The 14808-nt window shown below is 38.2% G+C and carries 13 protein-coding genes and 4 tRNA genes; 5 read left to right on the top strand and 12 right to left on the bottom strand.

What is annotated here, in order from left to right; translation table 11 throughout:
* Positions 1 to 141 precede the first annotated feature (141 nt).
* Positions 142 to 1140 carry an ion channel gene (locus tag EMK97_RS03565; protein WP_130599496.1) on the bottom strand — a complete coding sequence of 333 codons (999 nt, stop codon included), beginning with the start codon at positions 1138 to 1140 and terminating at the stop codon, positions 142 to 144.
* 61 nt (positions 1141 to 1201) lie between these two features.
* Here EMK97_RS03565 and EMK97_RS03560 point away from each other — a divergent pair, with 61 nt between their 5' ends.
* A complete protein-coding gene (locus EMK97_RS03560; RefSeq protein ID WP_130599494.1) occupies positions 1202 to 1687 on the top strand; it encodes a GNAT family N-acetyltransferase in 486 nt (161 codons plus the stop codon).
* Between the two features lie 57 nt (positions 1688 to 1744).
* Here the strand turns inward: EMK97_RS03560 and EMK97_RS03555 are convergent, their stop codons facing one another.
* The 3 genes from EMK97_RS03555 to EMK97_RS03545 form a co-directional block, all read right to left on the bottom strand.
* Positions 1745 to 2134, bottom strand: coding sequence for an RNA-binding S4 domain-containing protein (locus EMK97_RS03555; protein ID WP_130599492.1), 390 nt, complete (start codon positions 2132 to 2134; stop codon positions 1745 to 1747).
* Between the two features lie 97 nt (positions 2135 to 2231).
* Positions 2232 to 3116 (bottom strand): ribose-phosphate diphosphokinase, encoded by an 885-nt coding sequence (locus EMK97_RS03550; RefSeq protein WP_130599490.1) that lies wholly within the window; start codon positions 3114 to 3116, stop codon positions 2232 to 2234.
* A 25-nt stretch (positions 3117 to 3141) separates the two neighbouring features.
* A complete protein-coding gene (locus tag EMK97_RS03545; protein ID WP_130599488.1) occupies positions 3142 to 4671 on the bottom strand; it encodes a thymidine phosphorylase family protein in 1530 nt (509 codons plus the stop codon).
* A gap of 222 nt (positions 4672 to 4893) precedes the next feature.
* On the opposite strand from EMK97_RS03545, the gene EMK97_RS03540 reads away from it, so the two are divergent.
* A complete protein-coding gene (locus tag EMK97_RS03540) occupies positions 4894 to 5826 on the top strand; it encodes a universal stress protein (RefSeq protein WP_130599486.1) in 933 nt (310 codons plus the stop codon).
* A gap of 911 nt (positions 5827 to 6737) precedes the next feature.
* On the opposite strand, the gene EMK97_RS03535 is transcribed toward EMK97_RS03540, so the two are convergent.
* From EMK97_RS03535 to EMK97_RS03520, 4 genes are all read right to left on the bottom strand, one after another.
* Positions 6738 to 6813 (bottom strand) — tRNA-Val (locus tag EMK97_RS03535).
* Between the two features lie 109 nt (positions 6814 to 6922).
* A tRNA-Val gene (locus EMK97_RS03530) sits at positions 6923 to 6998 on the bottom strand.
* 109 nt (positions 6999 to 7107) lie between these two features.
* A tRNA-Val gene (locus EMK97_RS03525) sits at positions 7108 to 7183 on the bottom strand.
* 108 nt (positions 7184 to 7291) lie between these two features.
* Positions 7292 to 7367, bottom strand: a tRNA-Val gene (locus tag EMK97_RS03520).
* 291 nt (positions 7368 to 7658) lie between these two features.
* On the opposite strand from EMK97_RS03520, the gene gltX reads away from it, so the two are divergent.
* The 3 genes from gltX to EMK97_RS03505 all read left to right on the top strand — a co-directional run bounded on the left by gltX (position 7659) and on the right by EMK97_RS03505 (position 11149).
* Positions 7659 to 9071, top strand: a complete 1413-nt coding sequence (gene gltX / locus EMK97_RS03515) for a glutamate--tRNA ligase (RefSeq protein WP_130599484.1) — start codon at positions 7659 to 7661, stop codon at positions 9069 to 9071.
* 125 nt (positions 9072 to 9196) lie between these two features.
* Positions 9197 to 9688 (top strand): YybH family protein, encoded by a 492-nt coding sequence (locus EMK97_RS03510; protein ID WP_170176713.1) that lies wholly within the window; start codon positions 9197 to 9199, stop codon positions 9686 to 9688.
* 111 nt (positions 9689 to 9799) lie between these two features.
* Positions 9800 to 11149, top strand: a complete 1350-nt coding sequence (locus EMK97_RS03505) for a DEAD/DEAH box helicase (RefSeq protein WP_130599480.1) — start codon at positions 9800 to 9802, stop codon at positions 11147 to 11149.
* A 134-nt stretch (positions 11150 to 11283) separates the two neighbouring features.
* Here the strand turns inward: EMK97_RS03505 and EMK97_RS03500 are convergent, their stop codons facing one another.
* The 4 genes from EMK97_RS03500 to EMK97_RS03480 form a co-directional block, all read right to left on the bottom strand.
* The gene (locus EMK97_RS03500) at positions 11284 to 11841 is read right to left on the bottom strand and encodes a YbhB/YbcL family Raf kinase inhibitor-like protein (protein ID WP_130599478.1); all 558 of its coding nucleotides are present in this window, start codon (positions 11839 to 11841) and stop codon (positions 11284 to 11286) included.
* A gap of 89 nt (positions 11842 to 11930) precedes the next feature.
* Positions 11931 to 12515: a helix-turn-helix transcriptional regulator gene (locus EMK97_RS03495; protein ID WP_246028869.1), complete on the bottom strand. Its 585-nt coding sequence runs from the start codon at positions 12513 to 12515 to the stop codon at positions 11931 to 11933.
* 263 nt (positions 12516 to 12778) lie between these two features.
* Positions 12779 to 13156, bottom strand: coding sequence for a DUF1801 domain-containing protein (locus tag EMK97_RS03490; protein ID WP_130599476.1), 378 nt, complete (start codon positions 13154 to 13156; stop codon positions 12779 to 12781).
* 1139 nt (positions 13157 to 14295) lie between these two features.
* Positions 14296 to 14808 (bottom strand): hypothetical protein, encoded by a 513-nt coding sequence (locus EMK97_RS03480; protein ID WP_130599474.1) that lies wholly within the window; start codon positions 14806 to 14808, stop codon positions 14296 to 14298.

Raw genomic sequence — 14808 nt, 5'->3', positions numbered from 1 at the left:
AAAGCGTTAAATAAAATTGCCCGTATTCTAGCAGGGGAAAACAGCTTGCAGAAGTATTAATGGTAAAGATATAGCAATTAGTTATCAGAAGTTTGCTGAACGTATAATCGTTAGGCTTGCTATGGACAAAATTATCACATTCTATCTGGTCATTTTTTTAACAAAAACAACAACAAATAAGGCAATGGTAAAGCTGCCAGTAAAAGCTTCAACCGCGGCTATTGCTCGAGATAAGCCAACAGGAGTGAAGTCGCCATAACCTAGCGTAGTAAAGGTTACTACTGAGTAATACAACGAAGATAGGAACAGGCCAAAGTTTTCTTTTAAGGTATTATCGCTACTTATGGTTTGAATTGAATCTTGATAATTTAGTCCGGTAAAAGAATACAACAGGGCGCATAAAAAAATGATGGCAATTGATAAGCCGATAATTCTTAGTGGCGCTTCGCCATAACCGCAAAATATATCTACCATTTTCGACAAAAGGCGTTTAAAGCTATACCGCGGCAATTGTAAGCGCCTCATGGTCAGCTCTTTTTGAATAAAAAAGCCTGAGAGGGTAAATATGCCTTCGTGCTCTGCGTGTTTTCTTAAGTCTCTATAGATTTCTTCTGCTTGCTCTAAATAGTCAATGGATGCTGTCGTGTTACCAGCGTTTTTTGCGGCTTTCGCGTCTTTTTCTTGTTTGAGTTTTGCGCCAAACTTTATATTTTCAAATTTACTACCTAACCATTTTACGCCAAGCATATTGGCATTTTCTAAATTGGCGCAGTTTAAATTTGCCTCACGTAAATCCGCTTTCATTATGCTAGCGTTTGTTAAATTAATATTAAAAAGATGACCACCTTTTAAATTGGCGTGGTAAAGATCACAGTGGGAAAAGTCATAGCCAACTTTTTTATGATGATTAACTAAATCTATGCCTTCTAGTTGCGCTTTGGTTAAAACTAGCCCTCTTAGCATGCCGTCACTTCGAGCATAATCAACTAAGGCTTGTTTAACTTCTGGCCCAGACTTATCGATAGACTTGTCGTGCCAATAACAAAAACCAGAATCATTAGCTTCTAAAGGGCACTTATGCGACTTACCATCATGATTATCTGGGTCGTTATATTGGCAAAGCGTCTTTATTTTATTCATTTTTAGAGTATAGTGCGCCTTACTCAAAAATGTTATTTGAATAGCCAAACACGAGGTTTCAATGAAAATTAAATTAGTACAAGCCGATTATAATAATGCTCAGCACGCTGACGATATTTTATTATTACTTAATGGCTATGCAATTGACCCTATGGGAGGTGGCGAGCCCTTATCTGACTATGTTAAGCAGAATCTGATTATTGAGCTGCGTAAGCGATCGGATGTATTTTCAGTACTTTGTTATGTTGATGATAAACCAGCAGGTATAGTGAATTGTGTTGAAGGCTTTTCTACGTTTAAGTGTAAGCCATTAATTAACATTCATGATTGTGGCGTTTTACCTGAATTTCGCGGTAAAGGCATAAGTGGTAAGTTATTTGAAGAAGTTGAAAAAATAGCCGTAGCGCGTGGTTGTTGTAAATTAACCCTAGAGGTTTTAGAAGGTAATACCGTAGCACAAAATGCTTATAAAAAGCTTGGCTTTGCAGGTTATGAGTTAGATGAAAAAATGGGTAAAGCGATGTTTTGGGAGAAGAAACTTAGCTAGCTTTGCGACATAAGAGCGGATAAATAATTTATCCGCTCTTATATAATGAATGTTTGCTTAAAAAGAAATAGGTCTTCTTTTTTTCGGTTCATTGGTTGTTTGCGGCTTTTTATCTGCTGCTTTTGTGCAACTTGGAGCACTTTTTTGAGCGTGAACTTCTTCAGCGCTAGTATCCGCGTTATCAGTTACGTCTTCATTAGTTATGTCTTCATCAGCTAAATCTTCATTGATAATGACTTGTAATAAATTACCGTTAAACTCAATCACATCTTGGTGATATATTTTTTTTCGCTTTTGATATTCCACTTCACCATTTACAAAGACATAGCCTTCACTAATGACAATTTTAGCTTCGCCGCCACCGCCAACGAGATCGGCTACTTTAAGAAGTTTACAAAGTTCAATGGGTTGTTGGTTTAATTCAATAATGAGTTGGTTATCTGACATGATGATTTTCTTGCTAACGGTTTTAAGTCGCATATTCTAGCAAAGTTTATGCTACAAAGCTCAAGTTCCAGAGGTTTTAGCTGAGCGATTGAGGCAATTAAGGGGTTGCGGCAGTTAAATATTCGGCAATGGTCTCTATAACACTAAAACGAGTTGTTGCGTGCAAAATGCAGTCTGAGCTGCAAATATGGTTAACGCCTAAGGCTTTTAGTCTATCGATTGCTTCATCAACAAAAAAAGCATGACTGACCATAATTGAAATGCTTTTTGGCGTATAAGGTAATAACAGTTTTACTGTTTGCTCTAATGTTTTACCGGTGCTGGCAATATCATCAATGATAATGACTTCTTTATCGCTTAGCTCACCTTCATGAGTTTTTGCCAGTTTAATGGTTACTTGGGTATCACTTAGGCGGACTTTTTCGGCTACGGAGCATGGCCATTGTTGTGGTAGTGCCAATGCTTGTACCCACTGGCTTGACTCGATATCTGGCCCGATAATAAAAGGAGCAGAATAATGCGTTTGGATATATTGGGCCATTGCCGCAGTGGCATGTAAGCTTACTGCTTTGGTGTTTGGTATCACTTGGCTAAGCTGGTTAATGCGGTGTAAATGGGGATCTATAGTCACCACTTCATCAAAATAGTTGGCAAGTAATTGACCTATGATTTGTTGGCTTATTGCTTCGCCTGATGAAAAGGCTATGTCTTGGCGCATGTAGCATAAATAAGGGGCAACTAAGGTGATATATTTTGCTCCGAGAGTTTTTGCGGCACTTGCCGTTAAGATCAACTCAATAAGTTTCTCATTAGGTTGGTTTAAAGTGCGACAGATAATGACATGTTCGGGTAATTTTGCTGGCAGAGTAACTTTTGTTTCACCATCAGGGAATTTATGCAACTTAACCCAAGACATGGGGAGTTTTAATTGCTTAGCTAATTGTTGTGCTGGTAATGCGTAATCTTGAAAAGCTAAAATCATCTTGCTACTCGTTAATTATACTGGTTTAAATAAAGTAATTATCTTGTTGTTGAGGTTTGCTTTTACTGATGTGGTAAGCGTTATTGCGTTTAGCGTAATCGGTGGCAAAATCAAATTCGCTTTTATAACCGGCATAGATAATAAATAAGGTATCCCCTTGATTTACTTTATCATGCACTTTTTTGATTAAATCAATACCGGCACGCTTATCTGTTGGAGCCCCCGCTAAACTTGCTGTTGTCGCTATGATTAAGTTATCTATGGCTTGGACAAAGCCAGATGTTTTTGCACAAACAGCAAATTGAAAAGGCACTTGGCTGATAGCTGATGTTTGTTTACCTTGCGCGTTAATAATGGCCTGCATTTTTTCATCAGCACGGCCTGACTCTAGTATGTCTCGAGCGAGAATATAGCCTTGACCGCCTCTAACATCAGGATCAAACTCTAAAATTCTGCCAGCTAAGCGTAGTGACTTTTCTCTTAAGTCGAAGGGCGCTTTTGGGTCGTTTTGCAATACCAATTGCACATCTCTTGCCTCAAGTGCAGGACCAACGCCATTGCCGATAGGTTGAGAGCCGTCAGAAATTACCACATCGATATACAAGCCAAATAAGTCGCCAATATATTCAAATAGTTTTCGCAGTTTTAATGCTTGCTGATTGTGATGCACTTTAGCTGAGGGGCCAACGGGAATATCAATCAAAAGGTGAGTAGAGCCTGCGGCTATTTTTTTGGACAGAATTGAGGCCACCATTTGCCCTGTAGAGTCCATTGATAATGGCCTTTCCACAGAAATAAGCATATCGTCTACTGGTGCGAGCTTAGCTGTGCCGCCCCAAGTGAGCATACCTTTATGTTGTTGTACTACCGCTTGCATTTGCTGAATTGATAGTTCAACTTGGGCAAGCACTTCCATAGTATCTGCGGTACCAGCAGGGGAGGTAATTGCCCGACTAGAGGTTTTTGGCATCAACATACCATGCGCGGCAATAATGGGCATGACTATCATGGTTGTTCTGTTTCCTGGAATTCCGCCAATACAGTGCTTATCGACAACAATTGACTCGCCCCAATTTAATCGCTCGCCAGATTCAACCATAGCTTTAGTTAAAAAAAAGATTTCTTCTCGCTCTAAGCCACTGTGGCTACAGGCTACTAAAAATGCGGCAATTTCCATTTTTGAGTAGCGACTTTGCAGTATATCTTGGCAAATTTGTTGAAATTCATCCTTGTTAAGGGCTTCGCCAGAGATCTTTTTATGGACAGCGGTTAATGACCGAGGTGGCTTGGCAGGGGCAATACTAACAATACTGCCATTTTTTTTGGCTAATTGTTTAAAAGCCTGACTACTCAGACCTAGTTCATCAATATCGAGTATCTTTGTATCATCAACAATATTAAGTACCGCAACGATAGCTGGTTGTTTGGTTTGGCAAAATACTTCTATTTTCATCAAGGCTTGCAAGCCTTCAATACTGTACAGAGGGCAATCTCTGTGTAAGTAGGCAACATTCTCTTGAAGGGTGTCAATTGCCAAAGCTTTAACTCTGAGCATAAATCATAAGTCCTGAATAATTTAAGCCTTTAGCGTTAAGTCTAGTAAAATCAGTAAAAATCGCGAGTCAGCACTATGATAAAAGCGGCTAAACTTTAGGTAGATCAAAGTAATAACCTACAGGTGTTTACACACTTTGCTATCAGCTAAATGTCACGCTAGTTTTAATAGAAGAGAGGTATGTTTTTTAGCGCTCAATAAGGCAAGGTATGGGAGAAAATTATGAAAGACATTAAGCACATTTTGGTTGTGATGCAACCTATGAGCGATCACCAGCCGGCATTGATTCAAGCGATTAAAATAGCCAAGGAAACATCAGCGACAATAGAATTGTTTTTAGCAGCATATCATAAAGACATTGTTAGCCCATGGGGCTTTGATAAAGAGCAGGTTGCAGCATTACAACAGGAGTATTTAGCATCTAAACTTAGGTGGTTAGAAACCTATTTACCCTGTGTTGTTGAACAGGGCTTAACGATTAAACTGGATGTGGTTTGGCATAAAAATATAACCACAGCGATTTGTGAAAAATTAGCGCAAAGTGAGGCTGACTTAGTCGTAAAATCAACACATCAATCTTCACGATTAAATAAAATTCTTTTTAATCCAAGTGATTGGCAATTATTACAGCATTGCCAAGTTCCTTTATTGTTAACTCGTAGCCTAACTGAAGCGCCTTATAAAACAATTATGGCGGCAGTTGATCCTAGCCAAACTCACAATAAACCCAAAGCCTTAGATAAAATTATTTTAGATATGACGATTGGCTTAGTGGCGCTATTTGAGAGTGAAATTCATGTGTGCCATTGTTATCAGCCGCTAGGCGCAGAGCTATGGCAAGGTATGAATGCAATTGGTGGCGATCATGGTATGAATACCATGGACTTTGAAAGTTATCATCAAAGTATAAAGCATCACCATGAACGTTTGTTTAATGAGTTAGTCGATGATTACGGTTTTGCAGAAGGCGTAACCCATTTACAAGTAGGCTCAGCTGATTATGAATTACCTAAATTAGTGGAAGAAACTCAAGCTGATTTACTTATTATGGGCATGGCAGAGGAAAATCTATTTGTTGGTAATACGGTTGAAAAAATTCTAGATAATGTTAATTGCGATATTTTATCCGTAAAAGCGGGTGAATTGGATAATTAATCAGAATTTAAATTAGTAACTTGCATCGGCTTGTAAAGAGTAGAAGGTGTTTTCCGCGAAAAAGTAGCCGCAAATAGGTTAACTTATCGGTAATTTGTTTGATTTTTATTATTTAAATAATGAGATAAATAAGATGGTGATTGATACTGGGCTTGAACCAATGACTTGGTGCGGGTTGTAAAGAGTAGAAGGTGCTTTTCACGTAAAAAATACGCAAATATTTCTTAAGTTAAGACTTCGTTTAGCTGATTTAGAGTAAAGGCAGTAAGATGGTGGACGATACTGGGCTTGAGCCAGTGACTTGGTGCGGGCTGTAAAGAGCAGAAGGTGCTTTTCATGCAAAATAGCTGAAAAAATTTAAAGGCTTGTTGATTTTTTAAGATAAAAGGATAAGTAGATGGTGGACGATACTGGGCTTGAACCAATGACTTGGTGCGGGTTGTAAAGAGCAGAAGGTGCTTTTCACGCAAAATAGCTGAAAAAATTTAAAGGCTCGTTGATTTTTTAAGATAAAAGGATAAGTAGATGGTGGACGATACTGGGCTTGAACCAGTGACTTGGCGCGGGTTGTAAAGAGCAGAAGGTGCTTTTCATGCAAAATAGCTGAAAAAATTTAAAGGCTCGTTGATTTTTTAAGATAAAAGGATGAGTAGATGGTGGACGATACTGGGCTTGAGCCAGTGATTTGGTGCGGGTTGTAAAGAGCAGAAGGTGCTTTCCACGCAAAATAGCTGAAAAAATTTAAAGGCTCGTTGATTTTTTAAGATAAACGAATGTGTAGATGGTGATTGTTAGAGGGCTTGAACCAGTGACGTGGTGCGGGTTGTAAAGAGCAGAAGGTGTTTTTCACAAAAGAAGCGTACGCATATAGAATAAATATAAAAAGTTTATTAAGAGTAAAGAAATATAGATGGTGGACGATACTGGGCTTGAACCAGTGACCCCCGCCTTGTAAGGGCGGTGCTCTCCCAACTGAGCTAATCGTCCATTTTGAGTTTTAATTCTTTATGGCAAAGAATGGTGGACATTATTATGAGAGCGGGCTTGAACCTTTTCAAATAATAACAACTCACATTAACTTTATTATGAAATAAAGTGGTGGACGATACTGGGCTTGAACCAGTGACCCCCGCCTTGTAAGGGCGGTGCTCTCCCAACTGAGCTAATCGTCCATTTTGAGCTTTAATTCTTTATGGCAAAGAATGGTGGACATTATTATGAGAGCGGGCTTGAACCTTTTCAAATAATAACAACTCACACTAACTTTATAATTAAATAAAGTGGTGGACGATACTGGGCTTGAACCAGTGACCCCCGCCTTGTAAGGGCGGTGCTCTCCCAACTGAGCTAATCGTCCATTTTGAGTTTTAATTCTTTATGGCAAAGAATGGTGGACATTATTATGAGAGCGGGCTTTAACGTTTCAAATAATAACAACTCACACTAACTTTATAATTAAATAAAGTGGTGGACGATACTGGGCTTGAACCAGTGACCCCCGCCTTGTAAGGGCGGTGCTCTCCCAACTGAGCTAATCGTCCGTCTCTGTGGGGGCGTATTATAGGGAGATCGAAAAAGCTGTCAACAGAAAAACTAGTATTTCCAACAATTTTTTTTGATTTATTGTTTGTTTGATTTATTTTTGCTCATAAAGCTGAATTTACCAGCATTTTTACTTGCTTGATAAAGTAAACTACCTAAATTTCACAATAAATTCTCGCCAATAATTACATCTAGCAGGTGAATTACACTGATTGCAGTGCTAAAATGCGGGGCAATTTTTTACGCCTAGCAGGAAGTCAGCTTCTTGCTATATCTGATTTGAGAATTTTATGACTTTAACAACTCGCTTCGCACCAAGCCCAACTGGTTATTTACATGTTGGTGGTGCTCGTACTGCTTTATATAGCTGGTTATATGCACAAAAGAACGGTGGTAACTTCATTTTACGTATTGAAGATACTGATTTAGAACGTTCAACTCAAGCGTCAGTTGATGCCATTATGGATGGTATGAATTGGTTAAACCTTGAATGGACTCACGGCCCTTATTTCCAAACAAAGCGTTTTGACCGTTATAAAGAAGTTATTGCCCAGCTGCTTGAGTCTGGTAACGCTTATCGTTGTTATTGCAGCGCGGAAGAAGTGGAAGCCATGCGTGAAGAAGCAAAGGCTAAAGGTGAAATTGAAAAGTACAATGGTATGTGGCGTGATCGTACTGATTACCCAGAAGATAAGCCGTATGTTATTCGCTTTAAAAACCCGTTAGATGGTGATGTGGTCATTAAAGATATGGTTAAAGGTGATATTACTATTAGTAATGAGCAACTTGATGATTTAATTATTGCGCGTACCGATGGTACACCTACCTACAACTTAACCGTTGTTGTTGATGATTGGGATATGAAAGTATCTCATGTGGTTCGTGGTGATGACCATATCTCAAATACACCGAAACAAATTAATATTTTAAAAGCCCTAGGAGCAGAAATACCTGAGTATGCTCATATTCCTATGATTTTAGGTGATGACGGTAAGCGCTTGTCTAAACGTCATGGTGCGGTAAGTGTGATGCAGTACCGTGATGACGGTTACTTACCAGAAGCATTACTTAACTATTTAGTGCGTCTTGGTTGGTCTCATGGCGATCAAGAAATTTTCTCGCGTGAAGAAATGATTGAGTTATTTGACTTAAAAGATTGTAACCGCGCGCCGTCTGGTTTTAATACTGATAAGTTAATTTGGGTAAACCAGCATTATATGAAAACCATGGAGCCAAGTTATGTTGCTAAGCACTTAGCATGGCACATGGAAGATCAAGGCATTAATACAGATAATGGCCCAGAGCTTGCTGAGATTGTAAAAATTCAGGCAGATCGCGTAAAAACATTGAAAGAAATGGCTGAAATTTCTACTTATTTCTACCAAGATTTTACCGAGTTTGAAGCAAAAGCGGCGAAAAAACACTTACGTGGGGTTGCAAAAGAGCCATTACAGTTAGTGAAAGAAAAACTAGCAGCATTAGATAACTGGCAAGCAGAAGCGATTCATGCGGCAATTAATGCCACGGCTGAAGAGCTAGAAGTGGGCATGGGCAAAGTAGGTATGCCACTGCGTGTTGCAGCAACTGGTGGTGGTAATTCGCCGTCATTAGATGTAACACTTGCTTTATTAGCTAAAGATAAAGTGTTAGCGCGTATTGATTTAGCCTTGGCTGTTGTTGAAGAGCGCATCGCAGCGGGCTAGTACGAGTTAGAAATCCCATATAAATATGTGAAAGCCATAGATATGAAAATATCTATGGCTTTTTTTGATCCGTTTTATTAAGGTTGCTATATACTGTATGCAAAATGATAAAAGTGGAACGTCCTATGAGGGATCATGTAGCTAAAGCGCTAACCTTAATATTTACATTGTTATTTCAACTATCAGCAATTGCTGATGAGCAAGTCACACAAGAGTTAAATGCGACTTGGGCTAAAATGTCGAAAGCGGTAGCTGAAGGTGATTTGGCTAGTTATAGAGCTGCATTTCATCCTGATGCGATATTAGTGTTAGGAGATAAAAAGACCAGTTACACCATAGAGAAAGCATTTCAGCGTTGGCAGCATGATTTTGCAAAAACAAAGTCAGGGCAAGTTACTACACGGGTTGATTTTCGTTTCTCTCATCGATTTCATGATAATGAAACTGCCTATGAAATAGGCATGTTTTATTTTTCAACGGTTGATAAAGAGGGCAATCGCAAGGATCATTATGTTGAATTAGAAGCACTGCTAAAAAAACATGCTGGCAAGTGGCTAATGATGATGGAGTATCAAAAAGGTCCATCAACCAAGGAATATTGGCAAAAGCTTAGCTAGATTGTAAATCTTTTAGATAAATTAACGCCGGTAATCGCTATTTCTTTCTATAATCACTGATGACTTTAGGTATAATAAGTTGTTTTTATATCAAGGCAGTGGAGAGTTAACTTGCAATTTAGTGATTTTGCATTAGAAAGGCGTTTAATGAGTGCAATAGAGCACTTAGGTTTTACTGAGCCAACAGAAATTCAGCAACAAGCTATTCCGGCCGCAATTGCAGGCCATGATTTAATTGCTTCATCAAAAACAGGCTCGGGTAAAACGCTCGCATTTCTTATTCCTGCAATGCAACGTTTAAACAAGCAAAAAGCACTATCTAAGCGTGATCCTCGGGTATTAATTCTTACGCCAACACGCGAGTTAGCAAAACAGGTTTATAGCCAACTTAGACTTTTCACTTCAAGCACGCAGTACAAAGCAGTATTGATTTTAGGCGGTGAAAACTTTAACGATCAAGTGAAAGTGTTAGAAAAAGATCCGCACGTTATTGTTGCCACACCAGGTCGATTAGCTGATCACTTATCACAAGGGCATTTTTACCTAAATGGTTTAGAGTTACTTATTCTTGATGAAGCAGACCGTATGCTAGATTTAGGTTTTGCTGAGCAACTTAAGCAAATTAATATGGCTGCTGATCATAGAAAAAGACAAACCTTGTTGTTTTCCGCCACTTTAGATCATGCACAGGTGAATGAGTTTGCTAACGACTTGCTCAATAAGCCAAAGCGCATTGCTATAGAGTCAGGCCATAGTGAACATAAAGATATTAAAAAGCGCTTTTATTTAGCTGATCACTTAGATCACAAAGAAGCGTTATTACAACACTTCCTTGATAATGAAGACTACCAACAAGTGATTATTTTCACTGCCACACGTGGTGATACCGATAGGTTAGCCAAGTTACTAGCTGAGCAAAATTTATCAGCTGTCGCATTAAGTGGTGAGCTTAACCAAAGCCAACGTAACCAAATTATGGAAGGCTTTAGTAAAGGTCAGCAGAAAATATTAGTAACGACAGATTTAGCCTCACGTGGTTTAGATTTAGTTAACGTATCACACGTGATTAACTTTGATATGCCTAAGCACACCGAAGAGTTTGTTCATCGAATTGGTCGTACAGGCAGGGCAGGTAGTAAAGGTGATGCGATTTCATTTGTTGGCCCGAAAGATTGGCTCAGCTTTAAAAATGTTGAAGGTTTTTTACAGCAAACCATCAACTTTGATTCAGTAGAAGGCTTAGTGGCGAAATTTAAAGGGTTAAAGCCGAAAAAAGCTAAAGCGAAAAAGCTAAAAGCAAAACCTGCTAAAGAACAAACTAAAGCAGTCACTAAGACGAAGAAAGTCACCAAGAAAACATTCCATCAAGGTCAGGATGTTGGTGATATGATGATAGTGAAGAAAAAGAAACCGGTATCAGCAGAGAAAATTGAAAGCAGCAATATAGATGAAATTGATTAGCTAATATCTGTACGATAATTATAAATAAAGGAAGCGAGCGCTTCCTTTATTGTTTCTACTTAACCTTAGAGAAATAACGGCTAGAAATGCATGGCTTATGTCAAGCTAAGGTTACTTACCATTAAATTACACGACTAATCACGTTTGTATAACGCTTTAAATGAGGCCGATGCTATGGTATTTGCGTTAATCATATAGCCAGTTAAAGCACCAGAGGCGTTATCGGGCAATGGTAACTTTTCTACTGATAAGGCATGTAGGGTGAACTGATAGTTATGAATGCCATGGCCTTTTGGCGGACAAGCGCCGCCAAAGCTTTTGCTACCGTAATCATTTTCAATTTGCCTTGCACCTTGAGGTAAATTTATATTATTTTTATTGCCTGCGCCTGAGGTCAATTCTCTTACAAACGCAGGAATATTTACCACTTGCCAGTGCCACCAACCACTGCCAGTAGGTGCATCGGGATCATATACCGTGATAGCAAAACTTTTTGTGCCTTCTGGCACATTCTTCCATTGCAAATGTGGCGATAAATTTTCACCTGTGCAGCCAAAACCAGTAAATTCATGACTTTTATTCATCATGCTATTAGGGACAATATCCTTACTGCTCAGGGTGAGAGTATTCGCATAGCTGAATGAGGTGAGAGCGATTGATAATGCGGTCAATAATTTAAGCTTGTTATACATAATATTCCTAATAAGTGAACTAAATTAGAATGTCTATTTTAGTTGTGCAGGACTTATTAAGTTAGTATCAAAGCGTGCAAGTTTTCGCCTTAATCAATCAATTTTGTTTTTCTAAGCGCTGAAGGCGTTAACCCAAAGCGTTGTTTAAAGCGCTCGGTAAAACGTGACTGTGATTGGTAACCGCATTTATCTGCAATAATTCCAATACTGTGCTGCGTACTCTGTAATAAATGCAGTGCTAGGCCAAGCTTAGCGTTATCTTTTATATTTTGTAAGCTGGTACCTTCTTGTCTTAACTTTCTGTTTAGTGTTGATGTGCTTATGCCTAATTGCTGACAAATTTGCTTAGCGGTTAATTCACCGGGCATGTTATTTAGCACCATTTGATGTAGTTTATCTTTAAATTGTGTGCTGGCTAACAAGGTTAAAATATCACCATGACCTAAATGGCATAATAAGGTTAGTAGTTCGCGTTTACGCGATGATATAACCGCAGCAGGAGCTAGCGTAGAAACTTCTACATATTGCTGTAACAAGGTTTCTAATATTGGCGAAGACTTACCAATATAATATTCCTTTTTATGTGGCTGGTTTACTTGTAAACCATTAAAATCACCAAAATCAAATTCTATCAATAATGCGAGGTAATGATTATCTTTGGGGATATTGCGCATATTAATAGCTGAGCTATTGGAAAGAAAAATAAACTCTCCCGCTGACAAATGAGCTCGTTGTTTTTACCTAAGTTTTTTTGCCCACTTAACACCATAATAAACATCGGCTTGCTAATAGGTACATTAAGTAATTTCTGCTCTTTTACCGGCTGTAGATGCTAAACGCATGATTACTTTCATCTAATTAATATGTTGCAGAGCGTGAAAAAGGTTAGCCATCAGTATTATTCGTGATTGATTACATGCCAAGTAAGGTAAGTGCTTTATTTTTTATATTTAAGCGATAACGATAAACAATGCGCTAGTGTAGCATTATTCAAGGTTTGATTGATATTAAACACTAAAGCGCGATTGCCTTGATAGCTAAACTTTTCACCATAAACTTCTTTAATTGTTTCAATTATTGAGGTTTTACAATGAAAGTAAACGTAGTAATTATCGGGCGTTTGCTTTTTCCAGCCTAGGCGTATGGTACTGCCAACGGGAGAAATATAGCTAGGCTCTCCCCACTTTAGTGTTTCGGTTATTGCACCTATATTATGTTCTTGTGCGGTGGCATAAATAAGTGTACGAACTTGGTAAAGCCGTTGGGCTATTTCTTTAGGGTAGAGATTAATTACTTCCTGTACTTTTGAATCCATGCGTGTTCCGAAAGTTTGTAGAGTATCTTGGTAGCTATGTTAACGTTTGACAAAATGAGCGTAATAAACTTGCTCTGCAACTAAAGATTCAAGCTCTTTAGTATAGGCAAGAGTAGGCCATAGCGCTTTAATATGATTGACAGCCTCCATGCTTGTCCAAGTGAGTTGCCAACACAACTCTTCTTCATTATCGTGTTTTTGAAATATTTGATGATCGGTAATAACAACTTTGTTTTTATTAATTAAGGCAATAACTTTTTCGCTTAAGCTAATGACTTTCTATGTTAGCATACTGAAAGAAATTCAGTGCAGATTCATGGTAAATTGATGTTGTGATATAATGGGGTAAAAGGGCACCGATAGCTGATGCCCTGCATTGTTGAATTATTAGCTAATACCACGTTAATATGATAAAAAATATTTTTTCTTCAGATACGGCTGAATCTTTGCTATTCAAGCAGTTACTTCGATACGCTCAATGCTGTCGTTCGCGCCATAGCTATTTCTATAGTGGTTGGCAGATGAGTTGATGCTATAAATTCTACTGATAAATGTGGTAACGATACCTTTTTGCTTGCATCTTTCACACAAGGCGAGCTTTTGCTACCTTCTTTTGAATTTAAACTCACTTGAGGTAATTTATTTAAGAGCGCCTAAAATCATTAGTTTACAATGGCAGGAATTTTAACTTGCTTGCCATAACCTCCAGTACTTGTTTATCGATCATATAGGGCGTGTAGAAATTTTGTGCTGAAACATTCTTCATACCAAATTGTTTTACCTGCAAAAATCATTAAATCATACTTTTTTCTTCATCTATTAAATTCTACTTCAGGTACCAGAGTATCGCTTTAGCTGATGCCGGTAGAGATTGATATCGGTATAATTAGCATGGGCCATAATAGCCTAATAAGTAATTATTAGTATTCATTTTATCTCCTATAAGTGATAAAGCGTGCAATTTGTTATATCACTGTTTTTAAGAGGAAGGTGTTAACCAAAGTTCAATTTAGCCTGAAGTCTTTTAATCGATTTTTGAATAGCCAATATGCCTTGTATTGCTGTGGTCAACGCTTTCATATTTGCACCTTCTTGCTTAACTTTTGTTTAGGGAGCTCATTGATACTTTGCTTAGCTTTTCACCTTAACCCATATGTGTTATCTTTCAATTGTGGCGCAACAGCAAAAATACCATGACCTAAATGGCATAATAAGGTTAGTAGTTCGCGTTTACGCGATGATATAACCGCAGCAGGAGCTAGCGTAGAAACTTCTACATATTGCTGTAACAAGGTTTCTAATATTGGCGAAGACTTACCAATATAATATTCCTTTTTATGTGGCTGGTTTACTTGTAAACCATTAAAATCACCAAAATCAAATTCTATCAATAATGCGAGGTAATGATTATCTTTGGGGATATTGCGCATATTAATAGCTGAGCTATTGGAAAGAAAAATAAACTCTCCCGGCTGACAAATGAGCTCGTTGTTTTTACCTAAGTTTTTTTGCCCACTTAACACCATAATAAACATCGGCTTGCTAATAGGTACATTAAGTAATTTCTGCTCTTTTACCGAGCTGTAGATGCTAAACGCATGATTACTTTCATCTAAGTTAATATGTTGCAGAGCGTGAAAAAGGTTAGCCAT

The organism is Litorilituus sediminis (assembly GCF_004295665.1).
GTDB classification, from domain to species: Bacteria; Pseudomonadota; Gammaproteobacteria; order Enterobacterales; family Alteromonadaceae; genus Colwellia; species Colwellia sediminis.
The sequence above is the reverse complement of the archived record's forward strand: the minus strand, read 5'-3'. Positions and strand labels throughout refer to the sequence as shown.